Source organism: Arthrobacter sp. sptzw42 (assembly GCF_059089685.1).
The window spans coordinates 117164-138933 of the sequence record NZ_JBNHEX010000009.1 but is presented as its reverse complement, the minus strand read 5'-3'; the positions used below and the strand labels follow the sequence as shown (position 1 = coordinate 138933).

At 65.7% G+C, this 21770-nt stretch carries 18 protein-coding genes, 1 tRNA gene, 1 other RNA gene and 1 pseudogene; 8 read left to right on the top strand and 13 right to left on the bottom strand.

Translation table 11 applies throughout. The features are described 5' to 3' along the window. Window positions 1–31: 31 nt before the first annotated feature. The 3 genes from AC5RT4_RS12735 to AC5RT4_RS12725 form a co-directional block, all read right to left on the bottom strand. Window positions 32–3514 (bottom strand): DNA polymerase III subunit gamma and tau, encoded by a 3483-nt coding sequence (locus tag AC5RT4_RS12735; protein WP_494105970.1) that lies wholly within the window; start codon window positions 3512–3514, stop codon window positions 32–34. 51 nt (window positions 3515–3565) lie between these two features. After that, window positions 3566–3662: signal recognition particle sRNA small type (gene ffs, locus AC5RT4_RS12730), an RNA gene on the bottom strand. Between the two features lie 18 nt (window positions 3663–3680). Beyond that, on the bottom strand, window positions 3681–4031 hold the full coding sequence (locus tag AC5RT4_RS12725) for a hypothetical protein (RefSeq protein ID WP_494105969.1): 351 nt from the start codon (window positions 4029–4031) through the stop codon (window positions 3681–3683). Between the two features lie 325 nt (window positions 4032–4356). On the opposite strand from AC5RT4_RS12725, the gene AC5RT4_RS12720 reads away from it, so the two are divergent. After that, window positions 4357–4441: transfer RNA gene (locus tag AC5RT4_RS12720), tRNA-Ser, on the top strand. A gap of 48 nt (window positions 4442–4489) precedes the next feature. On the opposite strand, the gene AC5RT4_RS12715 is transcribed toward AC5RT4_RS12720, so the two are convergent. Continuing rightward, the gene (locus AC5RT4_RS12715; RefSeq protein WP_494105968.1) at window positions 4490–5431 is read right to left on the bottom strand and encodes an oxygenase MpaB family protein; all 942 of its coding nucleotides are present in this window, start codon (window positions 5429–5431) and stop codon (window positions 4490–4492) included. Window positions 5432–5517: 86 nt separating this feature from the next. Between AC5RT4_RS12715 and AC5RT4_RS12710 the strand changes: the two are divergent. From AC5RT4_RS12710 to AC5RT4_RS12700, 3 genes and pseudogenes are all read left to right on the top strand, one after another. Beyond that, window positions 5518–6285, top strand: a pseudogene (locus AC5RT4_RS12710) (M23 family metallopeptidase); the annotation flags it as partial. Between the two features lie 257 nt (window positions 6286–6542). Next, a complete protein-coding gene (locus AC5RT4_RS12705) occupies window positions 6543–6728 on the top strand; it encodes a hypothetical protein (protein WP_494105988.1) in 186 nt (61 codons plus the stop codon). A gap of 696 nt (window positions 6729–7424) precedes the next feature. Next, window positions 7425–8354 (top strand): phosphodiesterase, encoded by a 930-nt coding sequence (locus AC5RT4_RS12700; protein WP_494105967.1) that lies wholly within the window; start codon window positions 7425–7427, stop codon window positions 8352–8354. Between the two features lie 10 nt (window positions 8355–8364). Here the strand turns inward: AC5RT4_RS12700 and AC5RT4_RS12695 are convergent, their stop codons facing one another. Continuing rightward, window positions 8365–10002: a stealth conserved region 3 domain-containing protein gene (locus AC5RT4_RS12695; RefSeq protein ID WP_494105966.1), complete on the bottom strand. Its 1638-nt coding sequence runs from the start codon at window positions 10000–10002 to the stop codon at window positions 8365–8367. A 60-nt stretch (window positions 10003–10062) separates the two neighbouring features. Next, complete coding sequence (locus tag AC5RT4_RS12690; protein WP_494105965.1) at window positions 10063–10992, bottom strand: hypothetical protein; 930 nt, start codon at window positions 10990–10992, stop codon at window positions 10063–10065. A gap of 147 nt (window positions 10993–11139) precedes the next feature. Here AC5RT4_RS12690 and AC5RT4_RS12685 point away from each other — a divergent pair, with 147 nt between their 5' ends. Together AC5RT4_RS12685 and AC5RT4_RS12680 are read left to right on the top strand one after the other, a co-directional pair. After that, window positions 11140–11439 (top strand): type II toxin-antitoxin system VapB family antitoxin, encoded by a 300-nt coding sequence (locus tag AC5RT4_RS12685; RefSeq protein ID WP_170850843.1) that lies wholly within the window; start codon window positions 11140–11142, stop codon window positions 11437–11439. Next, on the top strand, window positions 11432–12106 hold the full coding sequence (locus AC5RT4_RS12680) for a LytR C-terminal domain-containing protein (protein ID WP_494105964.1): 675 nt from the start codon (window positions 11432–11434) through the stop codon (window positions 12104–12106). Before AC5RT4_RS12685 ends, AC5RT4_RS12680 begins: the two co-directional genes overlap by 8 nt. A gap of 69 nt (window positions 12107–12175) precedes the next feature. Here AC5RT4_RS12680 and AC5RT4_RS12675 read toward each other — a convergent pair whose 3' ends face one another. Together AC5RT4_RS12675 and AC5RT4_RS12670 are read right to left on the bottom strand one after the other, a co-directional pair. Further along, window positions 12176–12826: a TetR/AcrR family transcriptional regulator gene (locus tag AC5RT4_RS12675; RefSeq protein ID WP_494105963.1), complete on the bottom strand. Its 651-nt coding sequence runs from the start codon at window positions 12824–12826 to the stop codon at window positions 12176–12178. 50 nt (window positions 12827–12876) lie between these two features. Next, the gene (locus AC5RT4_RS12670; RefSeq protein WP_494105962.1) at window positions 12877–13575 is read right to left on the bottom strand and encodes a DsbA family oxidoreductase; all 699 of its coding nucleotides are present in this window, start codon (window positions 13573–13575) and stop codon (window positions 12877–12879) included. Between the two features lie 219 nt (window positions 13576–13794). On the opposite strand from AC5RT4_RS12670, the gene AC5RT4_RS12665 reads away from it, so the two are divergent. Together AC5RT4_RS12665 and AC5RT4_RS12660 are read left to right on the top strand one after the other, a co-directional pair. Then, complete coding sequence (locus AC5RT4_RS12665; RefSeq protein ID WP_494105961.1) at window positions 13795–14856, top strand: glycosyltransferase family 4 protein; 1062 nt, start codon at window positions 13795–13797, stop codon at window positions 14854–14856. A 58-nt stretch (window positions 14857–14914) separates the two neighbouring features. After that, window positions 14915–17074 carry an amylo-alpha-1,6-glucosidase gene (locus AC5RT4_RS12660; protein WP_494105960.1) on the top strand — a complete coding sequence of 720 codons (2160 nt, stop codon included), beginning with the start codon at window positions 14915–14917 and terminating at the stop codon, window positions 17072–17074. 7 nt (window positions 17075–17081) lie between these two features. Here the strand turns inward: AC5RT4_RS12660 and AC5RT4_RS12655 are convergent, their stop codons facing one another. From AC5RT4_RS12655 to AC5RT4_RS12635, 5 genes are read right to left on the bottom strand one after another with little or no spacing between them, the layout of a single operon-like run. Then, window positions 17082–17615 (bottom strand): GNAT family N-acetyltransferase, encoded by a 534-nt coding sequence (locus AC5RT4_RS12655; protein WP_494040663.1) that lies wholly within the window; start codon window positions 17613–17615, stop codon window positions 17082–17084. A 17-nt stretch (window positions 17616–17632) separates the two neighbouring features. After that, window positions 17633–18628, bottom strand: coding sequence for a sugar phosphate isomerase/epimerase family protein (locus tag AC5RT4_RS12650; protein ID WP_494105959.1), 996 nt, complete (start codon window positions 18626–18628; stop codon window positions 17633–17635). 1 nt (window position 18629) lies between these two features. Then, window positions 18630–19772, bottom strand: coding sequence for a Gfo/Idh/MocA family protein (locus AC5RT4_RS12645; protein ID WP_494040792.1), 1143 nt, complete (start codon window positions 19770–19772; stop codon window positions 18630–18632). A 38-nt stretch (window positions 19773–19810) separates the two neighbouring features. Beyond that, window positions 19811–20953 (bottom strand): Gfo/Idh/MocA family protein, encoded by a 1143-nt coding sequence (locus tag AC5RT4_RS12640; RefSeq protein ID WP_494105958.1) that lies wholly within the window; start codon window positions 20951–20953, stop codon window positions 19811–19813. Beyond that, entirely contained in the window at window positions 20950–21696 is a 747-nt protein-coding gene (locus AC5RT4_RS12635; protein WP_494105957.1) for a sugar phosphate isomerase/epimerase family protein, read from the bottom strand. Before AC5RT4_RS12635 ends, AC5RT4_RS12640 begins: the two co-directional genes overlap by 4 nt. Between the last annotated feature and the right edge of the window lie 74 nt (window positions 21697–21770).

Sequence of the window (21770 nt, the reverse complement as noted above, 5' to 3'; positions counted from 1 at the left end):
CCTCTTTAGCTAGGGGTAGACAGTTGTTGGATCAGTAGCGGGACGAAACGGGATTTCCGTCGAGGGACCGCTCTTCAATCAGCTTTCCGCCCAGGATACGTTCCACGGCGGCACGGCCGAACACCCCCGATTCCTCAATGGTCTCATCGTCGGCGCTGGGCACGTCCTGTACGTAGGCGGCAGCTGCGGGAACGGCCCGGGCAGGAGCCTTTGCCCGCCCTGCCTCCGCCTCCGGGCTGTTGGACAGGCGCTGGTAAAGGCTCTGCCGGGTGCCTGCTGGAGCAGGAGAATCGGCGGAAGCAGGAGAAGCTGCAGGAACAGTGCGGGCGGGTACAGCAGGGGCGGGAGGAACCGCAGGAGCCGTGCGGGCGGGGGCAGCTGCAGGTGCGGCTGAAGCCATGGCGTACTCCCGTACCGGCACCGGAGCCGACCCTCCGGGAACAGGGTCCGAAGGAACTGTACTTGGGGGCGCCGCGCTGGCTGGTACGGGGCTTGGGGCGGCCGGTTCAGCGACCGTCGCCCTGGTGCCCAGGCTTACGGGCGGGGCAGCAGCCGGAACCAAACCCCATTCGGCATCCACCGAAGAACCCGCCCTGCTGACAGGGATGGAAGGCGGAACCTGGGCGGCAGCCGGCTCATAGCGTGTTGCTGAGGGTGCAGCAACTGCCTTATCTTCCGGCGGGACGGCAGACACATTCCTGCCCACGTTGCTGGCTTCTCCAATCACCCAAACACCCGGGGCTTGTTCAACGGCGCGCGTCCACGGATCCGAGGCATCCACGCCCGGGGCGGCCATCGCCGGAGCCTCGGCAGGCGGCGTTGGCGTGCCCGCCGTGGCGCCGGGCCTTGTGTGCTGTTGACCTGGGCTGGGCACCGCGGAAGTGCCGCCAGTTGCCGCGGGAAGGGATTGGCCGCCGGCCCGGGCGGAAGGAACCCAGTCCATGGGAGGTTCCTCCTCGAGCGGGGGTGCGTCCTCGTCCCGGGGCGGACCCCAATCGTCGTCAGAGTAGGAGTAGTCGCCTGCGGAGCCGCTGTACGGGTCAGCCTGGGCCGGAGGGACGGCCGAAGATTCCGCCGGAGGTTGAGCCTGGAAAGAGCCGCCCGGTCCCGGCTGTTGAGCGGGGGATCCGCCGGCAACAGGTGCAGGTACCTCCCGGGAGGACTCTGCGGCAGCACCGCGTTCACCAACAGGTATGGACTCAGCCTGTGAAGTGTTACTGCCGGACTCGGGGTTGGCCGGGGGCCGGAACAGTGTGGACCCCGTTCCTCCTCCAGGTCGGCGAGGGGCCGCTGGGGGAGGCCCGGCAGGCGAGGGTGTACCGCGCCCCTGCGCCGGTTGAACGGTCTGTGCCGGGACACGGGCATGGCCTTGGCCCGGACCTGCGGACGCGGAAGATTCAGGTGCATTTGGTGCCGGGGAAGGGGCAGGTGCCAGCCCCCAGGCGACGTCAGCCGATGTGGCCCCGGCAGTTGAAGCGCCTGGATCAGTTGTAGTTGCCGGGGCCTGCCGGCTGGCGGGTGCTTTTGGGTTTGGTTCAGAGCTCGTCCGGTTGGCATTACCGCCAGCCACCGCGTTGATTTGGCAGTCGATGCCTACGGTTTTATGGATCGCCTGCCGAAGGTTCTCTGAGTGGTCAGCCCGGCCAAAAGCGCCGGCGAGCCCGGAAGTGGCGAACGAAAGCGTGAGAGTCTGGCCGTCGAAAGCACTGACCTGTGCGTTGGGTTCAACGAGCGCCCAGGTGCTGCGCTTGATCCTGGACAGCGTCTGCAGGACATCGGGCCACGCCCTGCGCAGCACTTCGACGTCGCCCATGGCGGCAGGGGCCCCGGCCGGAGCTGGCGTGGCAGTGGCCGGTTCGGGGCGGACAGCAGGCGCGGGCTGGGCAGCCGGAGCCGAAGCTTGGCCCGAGCCCTGTGCCGGCATCCCGCTCACCGGGCTTGCTGCGGGGCCCTCTTTGGGAGCTGCGGCCGCGGGGCGTGCCGGGCCAGGGCGGGAACCGGTGCTGCCGGAGCGGGGTTCCGTTGTGGGATCGACCGGCCAGTCGCTGGTGCTGACGCGGGGAGGGGTCAACGGGGCGCGGGCGTCGGCCTCGGCCGGGCTGGCTGATGCTGCATGTACCGGCGGTTGTGCAGGGACGGTTGCAGTTGCCGCGGGCCGCTGACCGGCTGGCTGGGCAGCGGCGGACTGGGATGCCGCGGGCCGTGCGGGTTCGGGTGCTGCTGGTTCGGCAACTGCCCGGGCGGGTATGGCCGGTTCCGGCGCCGCTTGCGCGGGAGCATTGTCCCCGGCGGACGGAGACTGCTGCACCGGAGCTGTGGCAACGGGAGCGCCGACGTCGTTCCCCGCATAGTTAAGCCGGCGCTCTACCCGGTCTATCCGGGCTGCCATCCCGCGCTCGTTCTGCTCTGAACTGGGCAGCAGGATCCGGGCGCAGAGGAGTTCCAGGTGCAGCCGCGGGGAGGTGGCGCCGGTCATCTCGGTCAGGGCCGTGTTGGTGACATCGGCAGCGCGGGACAACTCCGCCGCACCCAGGTTGTGCGCCTGGTTCTTCAGCCGCGCAATCTGGTCCGCGGGCATGCCCCGAAGAATGGTCTGGGCGCTTTCGGGCATGGCCTGGACGATGATGAGGTCGCGGAAGCGCTCCAGCAGGTCCTCAACAAAGCGGCGCGGGTCATGGCCGGTTTGGATAACCCTGTCCACGGCACGGAAGACAGTGGCGGAGTCCGCGGCAGCGACTGCCTCCACGACGTCGTCGAGCAGGGATGCGTGAGTGTAGCCGAGCAGCGCGACGGCAAGTTCGTAGTCCAGGCCGTTGGGGCCGGCGCCTGCCATCAGCTGGTCCAGGACTGACAGGGAGTCGCGGACCGAGCCGCCGCCGGCACGGATCACGAGTGACAACACCCCGGGGGCGACCGGAACGTTCTCCTGGTTGCAGAGAAGTTCCAGGTAGGCCATAAGCGGCTCCGGCGGCACCAGCCGGAAGGGGTAATGGTGCGTGCGCGAGCGGATGGTGCCAATGACTTTGTCCGGCTCCGTGGTGGCAAAAATGAATTTGATGTGTTCCGGCGGTTCTTCGACGATCTTCAGCAAAGCGTTGAAGCCGGCCGAGGTGACCATGTGGGCTTCGTCAATAATGAAGATCTTGTAGCGGTCCCGGACGGGGGCGTACGTTGCCCGCTCGCGGAGGTCCCGGGCGTCATCCACGCCGCCGTGGCTCGCCGCGTCAATTTCAATAACATCCAGGGATCCGGAGCCGCCCCGGGCCAGCTCAATACAACTGGGGCAGGTACCGCAGGGGGTGTCCGTGGGGCCTTGGGCGCAGTTCAGGCAACGGGCCAGAATGCGCGCCGACGTGGTTTTGCCACAGCCCCTGGGACCCGAAAAAAGGTACGCGTGGTTGACCCGGTTTTTACGCAAAGCCGTCATGAGCGGCTCGGTGACGTGTTCCTGCCCGATAACGTCAGCGAACGAATCTGGACGGTATCTGCGGTAAAGGGCGGTAGTAACTGTCACAGTGAAAACCCTACCAATCCGGGCTGACAGTACGCCGCCCTGTGGGGGAATAGTAAAGACCCCCCATGCACCCGCCAGAGCCCATTTACCCTTGCTACCTTCCGGTCCTGGGGGAGTTCAACAGGATGACGCCACATGAGGGGCCGCCAGTTACTTTACCCGAACTTCAGGCCTGACTCGAATCGACGCCCGGCTGCCTCCAGCCCTCAACCTGCCAGCTCATAAAAGCCGGTTCCTCGTAGGGGTGCGCGGCGCGCAAAGCAGCTATCACCGCAGGAAGCGCGGGCCGTTCAACCACGCACTCAATCCGGTCCTCCGGCACTTCCTCGGGTGCTCCAACCCGCCCGAGATAAGGGGCGGCGCCGTCGTGCGCAGTGAAGCGGCCAGTTCCAGGGGAAACATAGGAGCAGTGGGAGTAGTTCCCGATCCGGCCCGCTCCGGCGTCACCGATGGCCTTGAGGATTTGCTGCGTATGGGTTCCGGGAACATAAATCACTAAAGCGTGCAGCTCAGTCATAACACTCATGGTGCCCTAAGAACCGGGCTTGCGCGGAAATTCATTGCTTATCCAGCCGGCACCCACGATCATGGGTATGTACACCGATTGGGGCAATTTCAAGATTGTGAGCTGCGGGGCCTGGCTGAATGGACCCGGACCCGGCAGCTCAACGGTGTTCCGGTGGAATGGACGCATTGGGGGCGTCCATTTCTGGCGTTAAGCCCAGGCTCTGAACCCTTATCCAACCGGGCCGAAGCCCTTTTCGCACATGCGCCGGAGCCCCGATTGGGCGAAGCGGAAAAGTTCAGGTAATCTAGTATCTGCTTTTGATTCAGAAGCAGCTGGAGAATTCGCCTAGCGGCCTATGGCGCACGCCTGGAACGCGTGTTGGGTTAACGCCCTCGGGGGTTCAAATCCCCCATTCTCCGCCGGTAAAGAACCCGGTCCCGGCAGAGCCGGGACCGGGTTCTTTCGTTTTACCCCTTCTTCGCGAACCCCGACCCGTTCGGCTCTGCAAGCCCGAGGCGCCGCAGCCGTTCGCGGGCGGCCAGCTCGCTCGGCCCGCGGCGGCCCAAAGCAAGGCGTACGACGCCGAGCACCGCCTTCGTAGCCAGCCTTACCGGCAGCGGGAACGGACCGAGCCGCGGTACCGACAGTCCGAGCATCCGGCGGTATTTCGGTTCCAGGCTGTACACCGCACCCGCGAACAGGACGCGGTAGCCGGGCCGAAGCATGGGGTGCAGCGGCGGATTGCGGATGAATGCCACAGTATCTGCCACCCGGCTGTCCGCTCGAAGTTCCCCGTTCCGGAAAAACCGGTCCAGCTGTGCCCGCATGTCCGCTTCTGTCAGTGGCGGATCCTGTACGCCCATCAACCTGCCGGCCTGGGCCCACTCACGAACGTAGGCGTCCGGGCCGCCGGGGATAGGGCCGCCCCACAACTGATGGGCCGTGAGGAACGCGTCCGTGAACGCGATGTGGATCCAGCGGGCCAGTTCCGGATCATTGGCGCTGTAGTCGCGCGGCGTTCCCTCGTTGTCCACAAAGCTGCCCTGCACCGGATCGTGCAGGCGCCGCACCCGACGGGTAGCCTCTTCTGCGGCAGCCTTGGAGCCGTAGGTAACAGTGAAAATCCAGCGGATCGTGGCAGCCAGGCGGGCCAGGGGATCCTCGCGGAAGTTCGAATGTTCGTGGACGCCGGCGAGGGCTCCGGGATGAAGGGACTGCATCAGCAGCGTCCGGATGCCGGCAACAATAGGCGACATGGACCCGTGCACCGCCCATACCGCGGATCCTGGCAGGTGGTATCCCGGATCGTCCCCCTCCGCCAGTTTCGGAACCCAGTCCGGTACCTGGTCCGCCCTGCCCGTAAAGGTTTTCTTAAGCTCGTCCTGCAATTTCCGAAGGAAGCTCCGCATATAACATTGTCGCCCCAAGGAGAGCAGGCGGCGCTGCCCCTGCGGCGCACCGTACCGCAAGGTTTTCTCAAGTTGTCAACGGCACCATGAAACGGGGTTCACAGGCTACGGGTGCTGTGGTCCCATGGGAGATACCGTCAGGACGCGGGCGGGTGATTATGTTATGGAGACAGGCATTGGGGAATCATCAAAAATCGGGTAAGCACACAGACGTGCGCCGTCCTAACGTTTCGGTTGTGCGTGCCCTGACTGCCACTGGTGCTGTTGCCTTGTCCATCTGGTCCCTCAACCTTTCCGGCAGTGCCGGTGAGCAGGCCACCCCGGGCACCACGGTTGCGTTGGCAGCTGGGACAGCGTCGTCCAGTGGGGGTAAGGCGGACAAACTGACGTCGGACAGGGTCGGAGCCGGGATGCTGCAGCCTGCCGCTTTCACCGCTCCGGAAGAGCGCGTTACGTTTCCCCACGCTGTAATTGGCGGTTACCGCGGGGAAGACCCCTCGCTGAAGGTGGGCACAACAGGTTTCGGCCGGCCGCCGGCCGGGTTCCTGATGGCGCCGCTGGCTTTGCTCAATGCGAGCTCACCCTTCGGTTTCCGGGTAAGCCCGCTGTCCGGGGCCGCCGGTGATTTCCATCTGGGGCAGGACTACGCAGCGCCCTGCGGAACAAGTGTTTACGCGGCGGACTCAGGACTGGTGCGCGCAGCGGGTTGGCACCCCTGGGGAGGCGGCAACAGGGTGGAAATAGACCACGGCAACGGCCTTATCACCACCTACAACCACCTGGACGCCATCGGGGTCCGTACCGGCGATGAGATTCACGCCGGACAAATCCTCGGCGAAGTGGGCAGCACCGGATGGTCAACGGGATGTCACCTGCACTTCGAAACGATCCTCGACGGCCGGCACACCAGCCCGCTGACGTGGGGCCTGATGCCCGCCCGGCCCGTCGCCGGCAGTGGATCCGGGGAGATGCGGAGCTACCTGCCCGGGTTCGGTTCGCCCTCCCAAGGGACAATCCGTTGGGCGCTTCCACTGCACGATGGTCACGACGAATCCCATGGGGGCGCGGGCCACGCAGGACATCCTGCGAGGCCAACCTCCCCGCCAGTTCCGTGGCGTACCGAGGTGACCGCGCCGGCACGCAATCTTCCGGCGCCTTCACCGAACACACCGTCCCCCTCCGGCACACCGAGTTTGCCGACGACGCCCATAACACCGAGTCATCCGGCGACGGCGGCACCCAGTTCGCCCACGCCGCCGTCTGGGGCGTCCCCGACTCCCTCGCTGCCGCCTGCTGAAACGGCCCCAACTGAGACGGCGCCTCCTAAACCTGGGCCGACGGAGACGGCGCCGACCGGGACCACGCCGACTGAGACTGCGCCGGCCGGGACCACGCCGACTGAGACTGCGCCGACAGGGACTGCGCCGACAGGGACTGCGCCGACTGAGACGGCGCCGGCCGGGACCACGCCGGCCGGGACCACGCCGACGCCGTCGGCCACGCCGCCGGTCGACCCCACGGAACCGGCAGCAACGCCGCCGGTCGACCCCACGGAACCGGCAGCAACGCCGCCGGTCGACCCCACGGAACCGGCAGCAACGCCGGCGCCGGAAACCTGCCCGGCGGAGCCAACTTCGGAGACGCCAGACCCTTCCCCTGGAGCAGTTGTCGCAGGGCCAGCCGGTGAACAACTTCCTGAGGACGAAACCTGTGACGCCCTCCTTCGCGATCCCGCTGACCCTGAACACCAGCCCCGCGGCTGACTCCGGCAAGTTCAGGGACACGGAGGCGAAGGTGGTGCGAAGCGGGCGGCAGGACCTGGCCGCGGTTAAAGCCCACGCTTTCCCGAATTATCTTTCCGATGGCCCGGTTCTTTTATCTTTTTCCACACGGGCCTCGGCGATTCACCCAAAGTTTGCCAAATGTCTGATTGGATAAACCTTACTGAAGGGTAGAAGGGAAGCGCCGTTTCCCACCGACCACAGAGGTAGCAATGGGACACATCGAGGCCGAGCATCCCCGGCCGCGCCACTTCCTGCTCCACTTGAGCGATCCCCACCTGATGGGAGGTCCGGACCCCCTGTACGGCGTCGTTGACAGCGAAGCGAGGCTTGTCCAGCTCTTCGAAGAGGTCAAGGCGTCAGGAGCGCGGCCGGAGGCTGTAATTTTCACCGGCGACCTTGCAGACAAGGGCGATCCGAGAGCCTACGTGAAACTGCGGGCCATCGTGGAGCCCGCGTGCGCGGAACTGGGTGCCGAAGTCATCTGGGCCATGGGAAACCACGACAACCGGGCCAACTTCCGGAAGGGCCTGCTGGACCAGCCAGGCAATGATGCTCCCGTGGACCACAGCTATTTCGTCAACGGGCTGCGCGTCATCACCCTGGACACATCAGTGCCAGGCTTCCACCACGGCGAACTGAGCGCCTCCCAGCTGGACTGGCTGGCACAGGAACTGGAGACCCCGGCCCCGGACGGCACCATCCTGGCGCTCCACCACCCGCCAGTCCCTTCGGTCCTTGACCTCGCGGTCCTGGTTGAGCTGCGGGACCAGGCGTCACTCGCCGCAGTGGTCCGCAATTCTGATGTCCGGACCATACTGGCCGGGCACCTGCACTACTCCACCACGGCAAGCTTTGCCGGCGTTCCCGTCTCCGTTGCGTCTGCAAGCTGTTACACGCAGGACCTGAACGTTCCGGTGGGAGGCACGCGCGGACATGACGCCGGGCAGTCTTTCAACCTGGTGCATGTCTACGAGCACACCATCGTCCACTCGGTGGTCCCGCTGGGCAGTTCGCCGACGGTGGGGGAGTACGTTCCGCCGGAGGAGACAGCCCGCCGGCTTGAGGCTGCAGGGATCCATATCCCGGAGACCACCAAGCAGCGGAGCAGCGCCCGGGCCGGATTGTCGTCCGGGCGCTAATCCGCAGGTCCTACTTTTCCCAGGGCGCCTTGATAGGGAAGTACTTTTCCAGGAAGTCCGTGACCAGTTCGGCGCGTTCGTCCGCGTGCACCTCGGGGAAACTGCCGTCGTTCAGGCAGAAGAAGTCCATATTCCGCTTGGTCAGCAGCTTGGGCAGATAGTTCAACCCTGTCCGCATGGTGGTGTCCACGTAACGCACCTTCGCAGCCGTTTGGGTGACCGCGCGGCCCGTGAGCAGTGCGTAGTAGTGGTAGAACGAGTTGGTGACGGAGATGTTGTCCGCTGCCCGGAACCGGCTGGCCGCGGTCTTGCGGAACTCCTCCGGAAACTCGCGTTCCATCTTCGCCACCACACTTCGGCGCAGGGGCGCGGCGGTGTGCTCAAGGTGGCGGGTAGTGATCCGTCCGAACCGGTTCCACAGCAGCTTCCGGTTGACCCGCGCCGCATTTTCGAAGCCGCTGCGTTCCGCGGCGTTCTCGCCCAGGCCGATCCGGGTTTCCGCCTCGATGAACTTGGTGATCCCGCCGGGGGTGAAGAACAGGTCCGGGCTGACGGGCCGGCCAAAGAACATGTCATCGTTCGAGTACAGGAAGTGCTCGGACAGGCCCTCGATGTTGTGCAGCTGGCACTCCACCGCCTGTGAGTTATGCGTGGGCAGCACCGAGGGGTCGGAGAAAAACTCTTCGCTGCGGATGATCGTGACCGCTGGATGGTCTGCAAGCCAGGCCGGAGCGGGAGAGTCTGTTGCAATGAAGATCCGACGGATCCAGGGCGCGAACATGTAAACGGAACGCAGAGCGTACTTGAGCTCGTTGATTTGGCGGAAGCGGGCCTCGTGGTCGTCGCCTTCGCCCAGGATTACGTCCTTCTGCTGGGCGCGCCGGGCTGCAATGTACCCAGGAGAACTGCCGTCCACCCAGGAGAACACAAGGTCCACGTCGAAGTTGATGTCGCTCGCGTGGTCGGCGAACATGTTCTCGATGGTGGGCCAGGTGTGGCCGTAACGTTCCACGGTGCCGCGTACAGCGTCCTGCCGCAGCAGGGTCCTGCGGGTCAGGGAGTTCTCGATGGGGAGGATCAGCTCCTCCCCTTCGAAGGACCACAACTCGATCTGCACGCCCGCTGAGGGGCCGAATTCAAAGCCGCCCACCGGTTCAACCCGGGGGCGGTACAGGCGGAAGATGCGTGACTGCCGGTTGGAGGACAGCTCCCCGTCTGCCACCAGCACAGAAATCTTCTTTTTCGCGTCCACTGTCATGGAGTACACCGGTTCGTCCCGGCAGGCCTCCACCAGGGCAGCACGAAGCTTTTTGCGGTCCTTCCAGTCCAAGGCAATGACGGGCCTGTCGCTGTTGCCGCGGACCAGCAGGTACTCCAGGCCGGCATCGGCCAGCACATTGCGCACGAACAGCAGGTCCTCCACCATGGCCTGGTAGGGCGTCCTGTTGTAGTTGATCAGGGCATAGCGGCCTTTGTGCCTGATGACGTCGGGGCGGTGCCGAAGCCGTTGCTCAGCCGCAGCGGACGTGACCTCCGCATGAAATTGTTCCTCGACGGACGCCTGGCTGCCGTAGTAGACCTCGTCCTGTACCGGTGCTTCTGTAATTGTCGTCTCCGTGCTCGTCAAAGTAAGCGTTTCTACCTGCATGATAGCCGCGCCGTGGAAACAGCAGGTTTCGGACCGTGCCGTCCGGGGTAAGTAACGCGGTTAGGAACCCAGCGCCTCGCGCCAACTCCGCAGGAAAGCGCCGCCGGCGTCGTCGTGGATCACGGTGTCTTCGAGCCCCAGATCGGCGGCGGTCAGGACGGCGTACGGCTTAACCGGTACGCCATCGGCCGGGCGCACGTCCACATGCTTCACTGCGTGGTCGTTGTGGTGGAGCCAGTCAGCCATGGCGTAGTCGGTGCGGGAATCGCCCACCGTCCGCCAAGCCTGCGGCGTGATGCCCTGGGCCGCGAGCAGTTCCACGGCCCGGCTGGCGCCAAGATCCTTGCCCAGCCGCACTGACTCAATGTCCGTGGAGATGATGGTGGGGTCCACGCGGTAGTCCACTTCGTCGTCGGAATCCGGGGCGTGGTGGTCCAGGCGGACCACGCCCAGTCCGTGGCGGGCCATCAGGTCCATGGCATCGGCGTCAAACAGTTTCTGCTCGGCGAGGTAGTCGGCGCTGGGAACCCCGATGTGCTGTTCAACGGACACCATGGCCCGCTTGGTCTCATCAAAAAACATATGCGCCGAGTAGTCCTCGGCCACCATCCGCCGGACGTCGTCGCCATAGCCGGCTGGTACCGCCAATTCACGGTCCACATGGATCGGTCCGGGACCGGCAGCCGTATAGCTGAACCAGACGGCTCCCTTTTCGCAGACGGCGTGGATGACGGTGCCGGTTGGAATGCCTGCCGCGATCATCGGTTCCATCACCTGCTCCCGGATAAACGCATCCGAGCGGCCGGTGTTGAAAATGACCGGAATGCCGGCAGCTGCCAACGCCACAAGATCAGAGATGATCTCCTGCTTGACGTCACGTGTCACCGGGCTTGCCACCGGCCCGTCCACGTCCAGCAGCAGCGCGAGGGGAGGCGTGGCCGGGTGATGTTCCCCGGACGTGGAGGCGGCAGGAAACTCGGATGTTGTCATGGCTCCATTCTGTCAGCAGCGTCGCAAACTCCCGGTTGCCGCGCGCCCGGGAGCACCACAGACGAAGTTGGTCACTGTTTGGCTACAACCTGCCAGACGGTGTGCCTGCTACTTTCGCTGGAACCTTTGGGTGCCTAGGGTGGCATGGTGATATTCAAAGCTGTGGGCGAGGGCCGCCCTTACCCTGACCATGGTTACAACACCCCCAAGGAATGGGCTGCGCTGCCCCCGCGTCCGGTCAGGCTGGACGAGCTGGTGACCACCAAGCGGACCCTTGACCTGGAGGCGCTCCTTGCCGAGGACTCCACCTTCTTCGGCGACCTTTTCCCGCACGTGGTGCAGTACCAGGGAACCCTCTACCTTGAGGACGGCCTGCACCGCGCCGTCCGGACCGCCCTGCACCAGCGCACGGCGATCCACGCCCGCGTGCTGGTCATTGATGGCTAGGAAAAAGCAGCAGGACGCAAGCGTCCTCCACGGCCACCACGTTGTTACCGGTCCTGAGCTGCGGGCCGCCTTCGAAGCCGGGCACGACGCCGACGATACGGCGCGGGTGCGCCGCCGCGTGCTGCACGGGGTGGTGCTGGTGATCCTCATCGGACTGATTGTTGCCGCCATCATCACCGCCCTGGCCATCATCAACGGGCGCCTGAAGCTCCCCGCCGCCGAGCCTGCCCAGGAGGCGGTCTCCACCTGCCCCGCCGCCACCTTCGACTACACGCCCCACGACAAGATCAACCTCAACGTCTACAACTCCACCAACAGGGCCGGCTTGGCACGGTCAGTGGCGGACGAGTTCCTGGCCCGGAAGTTCGTGGTCGGGGCAGTCTCCAACGTGGACGCCGGCTACCGGGGTGTTGCCGCCGTGGTGTCCGGGGCAGCCGGCCAGGCGGCGGCCTTCAGCGTCCAGCGCAACCTGCCGGGGTCTGACTACTTCCAGGACGGCAGGACAGACGGCAGCGTGGACGTGATCCTCGCCCAGGACTACGCCTCGCTGGCCCCGCCGGAGCTTGTTGACCAGACGCCGGGCACCCTGAGCTGTCCGCGGGAAAGCCGCCGGGTCGCCGACGACGAGAAGGCGCCGGTGACACCTCAGGCTGCGCCTGCGGCCTGAGCCGGATCTCCATCTGCGCCAACAGGCAGGGTTGCTTCACCGGCTGGGCACCAGGAGTGGCAGGGCAGCTCAGCCGGCCACGGCGGGAAGCGGGGCTACGCGTACGGCGCGTCCGGCGTCGTCGAACCTCGCTCCGGCGCCCAGCTGGATAAACCGCACGGTCCTGGCCACCCTGGCTTCCAGCTCCGCGGGCTCGTCGCTGCCCCTGGCCGCGCTGGAGGACAGCGTGCCGAGTATGAGCTGCGCCTGTTGGCCGATGTCCGCCGCCGGCAGGTAGCCCTGCGCCATTCCGTCGCTCAGGATGCCCTGCAACAGGATGCTCAGCTCGCCCACGTGGTCAGCGAGCTTGGCGAAGGACGACGGCGACAATACGGCTCCCATCGCCGGCCCCGGCGGCAGGTGGCGGCGGCTGAGGTCCACCACCTGGGCGCGCACGTACAGTGCCAGCCGCTCCACTGGGTTGTCCAGTCGGCCAAGAGCTTCCCGGAGCTCGGACAGGAACTTCTCCGTTTCCTCCAGGGCATAGGAAATGAGGAGCTCTTCGATGTCCGCGTAGTAGTTGTATACAGCGGTCCTGCCTACCCCTGCATGGCGGGCCACGTCAGTCATGGTCAGCCCGGGCAGGCCATGGGAAAAGAGGAGCTCCCCGAAGGCAGTGAGGATGCGGCGCTGCGTCTCCGCGCGCTGCTCTGCATTGCTGGCGGCTGAAATCCTGGGCATGCAGACACTTTACCGCGAAGTGTCACCAAACCGCTGCCTGGTGGAAGCAGCTAGACGGAGCAGCCGTCCGGGCCGCAGGCGTCGCCGTCGGTGGAGTTCACCAGCACCAACGGATTGGCTTCCTGCCATGCCTGGGCCAGCGCGGCGGCGAACGTCGGGGTGGGCTGGGCGCCGGAGAGGCCGTACTTGCGGTCGATGACGAAGAAGGGCACACCGCTGATGCCCAGCGCCTGGCCTTCGCTGACATCGAGCCGGACGTCGTCGGCATACTTGTCCGTGGTGAACAGTTCCTCCGCCTTCTCCGCGCTGATGCCAAGGTCGAGGGCCAGGGAGGTCAGGTACTCACGGCTGCCGATGTCCCTGCCGTGCTCGAAGTGGTCGCTGAGCAAGCGTTCCTTGGCTTCGTCCTGCCTGCCGTGGGCGGCCGCAAGGTGGATCAGGCGGTGGGCGGTAAAGCTGTTCGCCACAACCACCGCATCAAACCAGTAGTTCAGGCCCTCAGCCTTGGCCTGCTCCGTGACGTGTTCAAACATCTGCGAAACCTGCTGCCGCGGCATGCCCTTACGGCTGCTGAGGTAATCCAGTTCCGTCCCGTCGTAGTGCTCGGGCAGGGTGGGGTCGAGCTGATAGCTGCGCCACTTCACTTCCACTGAATCGCGGTGCTCGAAGCCGGCAAGTGCTGCTTCAAAGCGGCGCTTGCCGATGTAGCACCACGGGCACGCAACATCGGACCAGATTTCAATCTTCATGCTGTAGGCAACCCCGGAGCTCCTGAGCCCATTCCTGCGCCCCATTGTTAGATACCCCACAGTAGGGCTTGTCGTGCAGGCGAACGTGCGCAATAGTCGGAATGTCGGTCCGCGCAGGGCCGGCAGCACACTCTTTTGAGCCGCGGACCGGAACAGGGTCCGCGGATCACCTTGCCCGGCCAGCTGGGAGCCCGGCCTGTCATTTCCTTGGAGGCAGGGATGCGGATAGGACTGGTTGCGGGACCGTGGATCCCCGTTCCGCCGGTGACGTACGGCGGCACTGAAAGGGTGGTGGACAGCCTGGCCCGGGGTTTCGCGGCTGCAGGGCACGAGGTACTCCTGGCGGCGCCAACGGACAGCATGTGCCCGGTGCCTAGGGTTTCGAACATGCGGCCCTCCGCTCCGGACGAGCTGAACCTTACGCTTTCTGAACTCAGCCACGTGGCCCGGGCTTACGAGGGACTGGGGGACGCGGACATCATCCACGACCACACGCTGGCCGGCCCTTTGTTCGCCCACCGGCCGAATCAGGCACCGGTGGTCACCACCATCCACTGCCGGCTTGACCCTGAAGCGGCTGATATCTACAAAGCTGCTGCCCGGAGCGCCGCTGTCATCGCCATCTCCCGCAACCAGGGATCCCACGCCCCGGACGTTCCGGTTACCCGCGTGATCCATCACGGCATGGACGTCTCCTCGGTTCCCGTGGGGTCCGGCAGCGGCGGCTACTTGTGCTTTGTGGGGAGGGCATGCCCCGACAAGGGCCTGCTGGAGGCAGTAATGATCGCCCATCAGGCGGGCTTGCCGCTGCGGCTGGCATTGAAAATGCGCCAGCCGGACGAGGCCCGCTTCTTCCGTGAAATGGTGCAACCAGTGCTGGGCCCGGACGACGACGTTGTGGATGAGGTGGATGATGCCAGCAAGTACCGGCTGATGGGCGAAGCGCTCGCGTTCCTGAACCCGATCCAGTGGCCGGAGCCCTTCGGGCTGGTCATGATCGAAGCGCTGGCCACCGGAACCCCTGTTATCGGCACCGCGGCCGGTTCCGCACCCGAGATCGTGGAGCACGGGCGGACCGGATACCTGGGGGAGATCGAGCGGCTGGCAGGCTTTGTGGGGCTTGCGGCCGGGCTCAGCCGCGCCGTGTGCCGGAAAGCGGTGGAGGACCGGTTCAGCGAGGAACGCATGGTGAGCGACCACCTCCGGCTGTACGCCGGCCTGCTCGAAGGGACTGTGCCGCGAGGGGTTCCGCATCCTGTGGGCGTGCACCAGAATCAGTAGGGGTAAGCCTGCTTCCGGATCCGCGGCGGCAGCAGCCCGCTGAGGAGGGAGTCGATTCGTGACCGCATGGAACGCTGATACAGAGGCGGCCGCAACCGAATCGGGTTCTGTCACCGTCGTGGAAGGGTCCTCCTTCTGCATTTCATCCGGCGGCGGGGACATCAGTTCAGAGGGCGGAACCAACGGCGCCTTTTTCCAGGACACGCGCATCATCTCCCACTGGGTCCTGCGCATCAACGGCTCCCTGCGCGAGCCGCTGGTGGCCCTGCGGCCCCGCCCGTTCGAGGCGACGTTCGTTGGCCGTGCAACGTGGCCGGATGGCCGGTTCGACAGCCCGCTGGTGGTCCGCCAGGTGCGCCACATCGGGCCAGGCCTGCAGGACGACATCACGCTCGAAAACTACTCGTCGGAACCCGTGGACTGTGACATCGAGCTTCTCGTCGACGCCGACCAGGCCGATCTGTTCGACGTCAAGGGCGGGCGGACGTCCCGGCGGGCAGAAGCGGTGCGCAGCATCCGCGAAGGCCGGCTTGTCATTGAAAGCGCCCATAACGGGCAGCGGCGCGGGTCGGCCATCCGTGCCCGCGGCGCCGTCGTCGCCACGGACGGACTTCGCTTCCGGGCCACCGTCCCGGCGCGGGGGAAATGGGCCACGAGCGTCATCGTGGTGCCGCTGGTCAACGGGCAGGAGCCCGATGAGCCCTTTAGAGAGGGCGGGCTTCCGCACCACCGTGAGGGCGCCCTGCGGCACCGCCGGTGGGAGCAGAACGTTCCCCGGATCACGGTGACGGACAGCAACCTGCAGGCAGTCCTGAACCGCAGCGAGAGCGACCTGGGTTCGCTCCGGATTTTTGATGAGAACCATCCGGACCGGGCAGCCGTGGCAGCCGGGGCGCCATGGTTCATGGCGCTCTTCGGCCGCGACTCCATCCTGGCGTCATACATGTGCCTTATGGTGGACCCGAAACTGGCCGCCGGTACGCTGCAGACTTTGGCAGGCCTCCAGGGGACCAGAGTGGACGTGGATTCGGAGGAGGAACCCGGGCGCATTCCGCATGAAGTAAGGCTTGGCGTTACGGCGGGCCTGTCCCTGGGCGGCACTGCCTACTACGGAACCGCGGACGCCACTCCGCTGTTCGCCGCCCTCGTGGGTGAACTGAGCAGGTGGGGAGTGTCCAGGGACATCATCGAACCCTTGCTGCCCCACACGGACCGCGCGCTGGACTGGATTGAGCGGTACGGCGACCGCGACGGCGACGGGTTCGTGGAATACCTCAGGCCCAACGACCATGGGCTCATCAACCAGGGCTGGAAGGACTCGTGGGACGGTATCAACTTTGCCGACGGCAGCCTTGCGGAGGCACCCATCGCACTCTGCGAAGTCCAGGCCTACGTCTATTCCGCCTACATTGGCAGGTCCCTGCTCGCCCTCTGGAACGGCGACAAGGCCCTGGAACAGCACTGGGCAGAGCGCGCCGCGGAGTTGAAAACGGCTTTCAACGACAAGTTCTGGCTGCCGGAGAAGGGCTACTTTGCCGTTGCCCTGGACAAGGACAAGCGGCCGGTGGATGCCTGCGCCTCGAACATGGGCCACTGCCTGTGGCTCGGCATTGTGGATGAGGACAAGGCGCCGTCAGTGGTGGAACACCTGATGTCCCCGCAGATGTTCAGCGGCTGGGGCATCCGGACGCTCGCCTCCGACATGGGTGCCTACAACCCGGTGAGCTACCACAATGGATCGGTCTGGCCGCATGATTCAGCGCTGGTTGCCACCGGGATGATGCGCTACGGGTTCGTCGAGGAAGCCCGGCGCGTGGCCACCGGCCTCATTGAGGCGGCCGAACACTTTGACGGCCGGCTGCCGGAATTGTTCTGCGGGTTCGACCGCGGCGAGTATGCCGGGCCCGTGCCGTACCCCACGGCCTGCTCGCCGCAGGCGTGGGCGGCTGCGGCGCCGGTGCAACTGGCCAGGATCCTGCTGCGGTTCGACCCCGACTTCACCCGTGGGGTGGTCCATCTGGCGCCTATCCTGCCTGAAGCCCTGGGCGGGTTCAGCGCCGAGAATGTCCTGCTGGACACCTCCCGGGTCACCATCAGGGCACGTGAAACCGAAGGCAGCATCGAGGGGCTCCCGCCCGGACTCAAACTGCTCAGCGAACCCCGCCCGCCGCTGGAAACGCTGCTGGATGATTTCGGAGACGGCCGCGCCGGCAGCTAAGGAGCAGTTAGGGGACGGCGCGTTCCAGCACGAAGTCGTGCTCCACCGTACTGCCCAAACGGAACGACTTGGTTCCCACTTTGCGGAAGCCGGACTTTTCATAGAAGCGGATGGCGCGGGCGTTCTGGCTGTTGACCCCCAACCAGACGCCCCGTCCGCCGGTTTCCACAGCCGCCTGAAGGCTGGCCTGCATCAGTTCCGCGGCGGCGCCGAGACCGTGATGTTCCGGATGCACGTAGCACTTGCTCAGTTCCACCGACGGCAGGACCTTCAGCGCGGAAGCGACGTCCGGGTCTGCGGCCGGCCGGTTCACCAGCAGGCTGTAGCCCTGCAGGCCGCCGCCGGCCTCGATCACCAATATGGTCACCTCGGGGTCCGTCAGATAGCCCTGGAAATGGTGCTCACTGAGCGTGCTGGCCAGGTGCGCGGCGATATCCGCGGGCGACGCCGAGGGTGGGCACGCGAGCGGAAAGGTGACGGCCGCCAGCGCAGCCAGCGTGGCGGCGTCGTCCGTTGTTGCCTTCCGGATTGAAGAGGTCATGCAGGGATTTTATGTGCCTACTGCTTGAAGGCCGCGTCGAAGGCGGTGCTCGACGGCGGGAAGTCGAACTTCTTGAGGGCGGCGAGGGCTTCGGGGGCGCCGTGGAGGCGGTCCATTCCCGCGTCTTCCCACTCCACCGAGATGGGCCCGTCGTAGCCAATCGCTGACAGGGCACGGAAGGACGCTTCCCAGGGAACGTCGCCGCGGCCGGCGGAGACGAAGTCCCAGCCGCGGCGGGGGTCGCCCCAGGCGAGGTGGGAACCCAACACGGTGTTCCGGCCGGTCTGTCGGATTTTGGTGTCCTTGCAGTCCACGTGGTAAATCCGGTCCTTGAAGTCCCAGATGAAGGACACGGGGTCAATGCCCTGCCACATCATGTGGGACGGGTCCCAGTTCAGTCCGAACGCCGGGCGGTGGCCGATGGCTTCGAGGGTGCGGACGGTGGTCCAGTAGTCGTAGGCGATTTCCGAGGGGTGGACCTCGTGGGCGAAGCGGACGCCGCACTCGTCAAAGACGTCCAGGATGGGGTTCCAGCGGTCGGCGAAGTCCTGGTAGCCGGCCTCAAGGACCTTTTCCGGGACGGGCGGGAACATGGCCACGTACTGCCAGATGGAGGAGCCGGTGAACCCGACGACGGTGTCCACCCCTAGTGCCTTGGCGAGCCGGGCGGTGTGCTTCATTTCCTCGGCGGCGCGTTGGCGGACGCCTTCGGGGTCCCCGTCGCCCCAGACTCTTGCTCCCACAATCGCTTCGTGGCGGAAGTCGATGGGGTCGTCGCAGACGGCCTGGCCTTTGAGGTGGTTGGAGATGGCCCAGACCTTGAGGTTGTACTTTTCCAGGACGGCGAGCTTGGACTCGACGTAGCCGGGTTCGTCCCAGCGCCAGGCGTCCAGGTGGTCGCCGGACACGGCGATTTCCAGGCCGTCGTAACCCCAGCCCGAGGCCAGGCGCGCGACTTCTTCGAAGGGCAGGTCTGCCCATTGGCCGGTGAACAAGGTGTAGGGGCGGGGCATGTCAGGCTCCTTCAATCGCGGTTGCAGTCCCGGTGGCAGGGGCCAGTTGGATGGTGGAACTTTTCGAGGCGGCGGACTCCTCCACGGCGGCCAGGATGCGCTGGACTGCCAGCCCGTCCTCGAACGACGGCGACGGTTCGGTTCCGCTGTCGATCGCCAGCAGGAAGTCGCGGATCTCGTGGGTGAAGGTGTGTTCCCAGCCGATGATGTGGCCCTGCGGCCACCAGGCGTCAAGGTAGGGGTGGTCCGGTTCCGTCACGACGATCCGGCGGAAGCCCTGCTCCCGGGCGGGGGCCGTGGCGTCAAGGAACTGCAGTTCGTTGAGGTTCTCCAGGTCGAACATGAGGGCGCCTTTGTCGCCATAGACCTCGAGTTGCAGCGAGTTCTTCCGGCCGGTGGCCACCCGGGAGGCCTCCACGGAGGCGACCGCCCCGGAGGCGAGGGACAGCGTTGCCCAGGCGGCGTCGTCGACCGTTACCTCTTCAAGCCCCCCGGCTCCTTGCCTCCGGTCCACGAAGGTCTGCAGGCGGCCGGCGACCCCGGTGACCGGCTCTCCGAGGAGGAAGAGGACCTGGTCAATGGCGTGGGAGGCAATGTCGCCCAGGGCCCCCGAGCCGGCGGTGTCCTTTGTCAGCCGCCAGGTCATCGGGGCGGACTCGTCAGCGAGCCAGTCCTGGAGGTAGGCGGCACGCACCTGCCGGACCGCCCCAATCCTGCCGTCACTGATGAGCTCCTTGGCGAGGGCCAGGGCGGGAACACGGCGGTAGTTGAAGCCCACCATCGACTGCACACCCCTGGCCCGGGCAGCCTGCGCAGCTGCGGTGATGGCTTCAGCCTCGGCCAGGGTATTGGCCAGCGGCTTTTCCAGCAGCACGTGCTTGCCGGCGTCGAGGGCGGCAATGGCAATTTCGGCGTGCAGCCAGCCCGGAGCGCAAATATCAATGATGTGGATGTCGTCCCGGTCCAGCACGCTGCGCCAGTCCGTCGCCGTTTCGCCCCAGCCGTACTTGGCGGCCGCTTCGGAGACCGCGGCGGTGTCCCTGCCCACCAGGATTTTCTGCTCGAAGGCGGGGACGTCAAAGAAGCTGGCCACGTTGCGCCAGGCGTGGGAGTGCGCCTTGCCCATGAAGGCGTAGCCGATCATCGCCACACCCAGGGGACCCTTGGCGCCCGGTTCCGGGTTCACGCGGTGCCGCCGAGAGTCAGTGTTTCCGGGGCCCAGTCCTCGGGGAGGGGAGCCGACGCGGCCGCGGAGCTTTCGACGTTGACGAAGGTGCCGGATTCGATGGATTCCGAGATGGAGACCATGCTGTCCAGGACGTGGTACGCCAGGTTTCCCGTGGCGCGGTGCGGGACGCCGGCGCGGATGGACCGGGCCATGTCCAGAACTCCCATGCCGCGGCCGTTCGCCGGTCCGGTGGCCGGGATGGTGGTCCATTCCTCGTCACCTGCGCGCCACAGCCTAATGTCGCCGTCGAAGTAGTTGGGATCAGGCAGGGACAGGGTGGCCTCGGTGCCGGTGATCTCCACGAAGCCCATCCGCTGGCGCGGGGACTCGAAGGAGAACACGCTGTGCGAGGACGCCCCGCTTTCGAACTGGGCCATCGCGGACACGTGGGTGGGCACTTCCACGGTGAACTCTTCGCCGGCTTTGGGGCCGGAGCCGATGACGCGGACATCTTTGGCCTTGGACCCCACGGCGGCTACCTTGCGGATGGAGCCGAAAGCCTGGACCAGGGTAGTGAGGTAGTAAGGGCCCATGTCGAAGAGGGGACCGGCGCCGCGCTGGAACAGGAACTCTGGGCTGGGGTGCCAGGATTCAGGGCCGGGGGTTTGGAAGGTGGTCAGGGCGGTGAGGGGCGTGCCGATGTCACCGCGCTGGATCAGGCGAAGGGCAGTCTGCAGCCCGGCGCCGAGGAACGTGTCCGGGGCGCAGCCAAGGCGGATTCCGGCGGCGTCAGCGGTCTTGAGCAGGCCCAGGCCGGAGTCCCGGTCCAGGGAAAAGGGCTTCTCGGTCCACACGTGCTTGCCCGCGTTGACTGCAGCAGTGGCAACCTCGACGTGGGCGGCAGGAATGGTGAGGTTGACGATGATTTCGACGTCGGGATGGCCAAGCGCCTTCTCAACGCCGCCCCACTCCGGGATGCCGTACTCCCTGGCGCGGGCTTCCGCCGCTTCCTCGAACAGGTCCGCGATGACGTGGACCTTAAGGTCAGGAAAAGTGGTGAGGTTGTCCAGGTACTGTTTGCTGATGTTGCCGGCGCCGATGACACCTACGCCCACCGGACCACGGCCGGAGGACCTTACAGATTCGTTGGGGCTCACGCTTTGATCCCATCGCCTGATGCCAGAAGGAACGAAAGGCTCTCATTGATGCCCTCGAAAATATCGCCGGCGTAATCGTCAAACTCCACCACGCCCACCTCAAGGGACTTCGCGGCCGCGATGACATCCACCACGGGGACTTTGCCTTGGCCTGCGGGCTGCTGGGCCTTGGTGTCGGTGGTCAGGGGCCCGTCCTTGATGTGGATGAACTTCACCCGATCGCCGAGCCTGGTGAGGATGTCCACCGGGTCCTGGCCGCCGACGGCCACCCAATAGGTGTCCACCTCCAGAACCAGTTCCGGGTCCAGCAGGTCCGCGAAGTACTCCAGGGCCGTACGGCCCTCGATGGTGGACTCCAGCTCCCATTGATGGTTGTGATACCCCACCCGTATTCCGTATCCGGCGCCCTTCCGGGCGGCTTCGTTCAGTTTGGCCGCCGTAGCTTGCACGTCGTCTGCGGACTGCCAGCGGTCGGCCGGGATGAACGGTTCGATGACTGTAGTGATACCCAGTTCCCGGGCGGCTGCAAAGATCTGGTCCTGGTCCTGGCTCAACAGGGGGGCGTGGCCTGAAGGCGCGGTGAGGCCGTTCGCCCGCAGTGCCGCCCCAAGTTCTTTTGCAGTGGCCACGAAGTTGTACGGCTCGACCTGGGTGAAGCCAATATCGGCCACTTTTTTGATGGTTCCAGGCAGATCTTCCTCGATCGCCTTCCGCAGCGTATAGAGCTGAAGGGAGTATGACATGTGGTCTCCTGTGTTGGTTAAGGCGGATCCGTGCGAAGGTTTCGTGGCCTGGTTCACAGCTGTTTGGTTTAGTG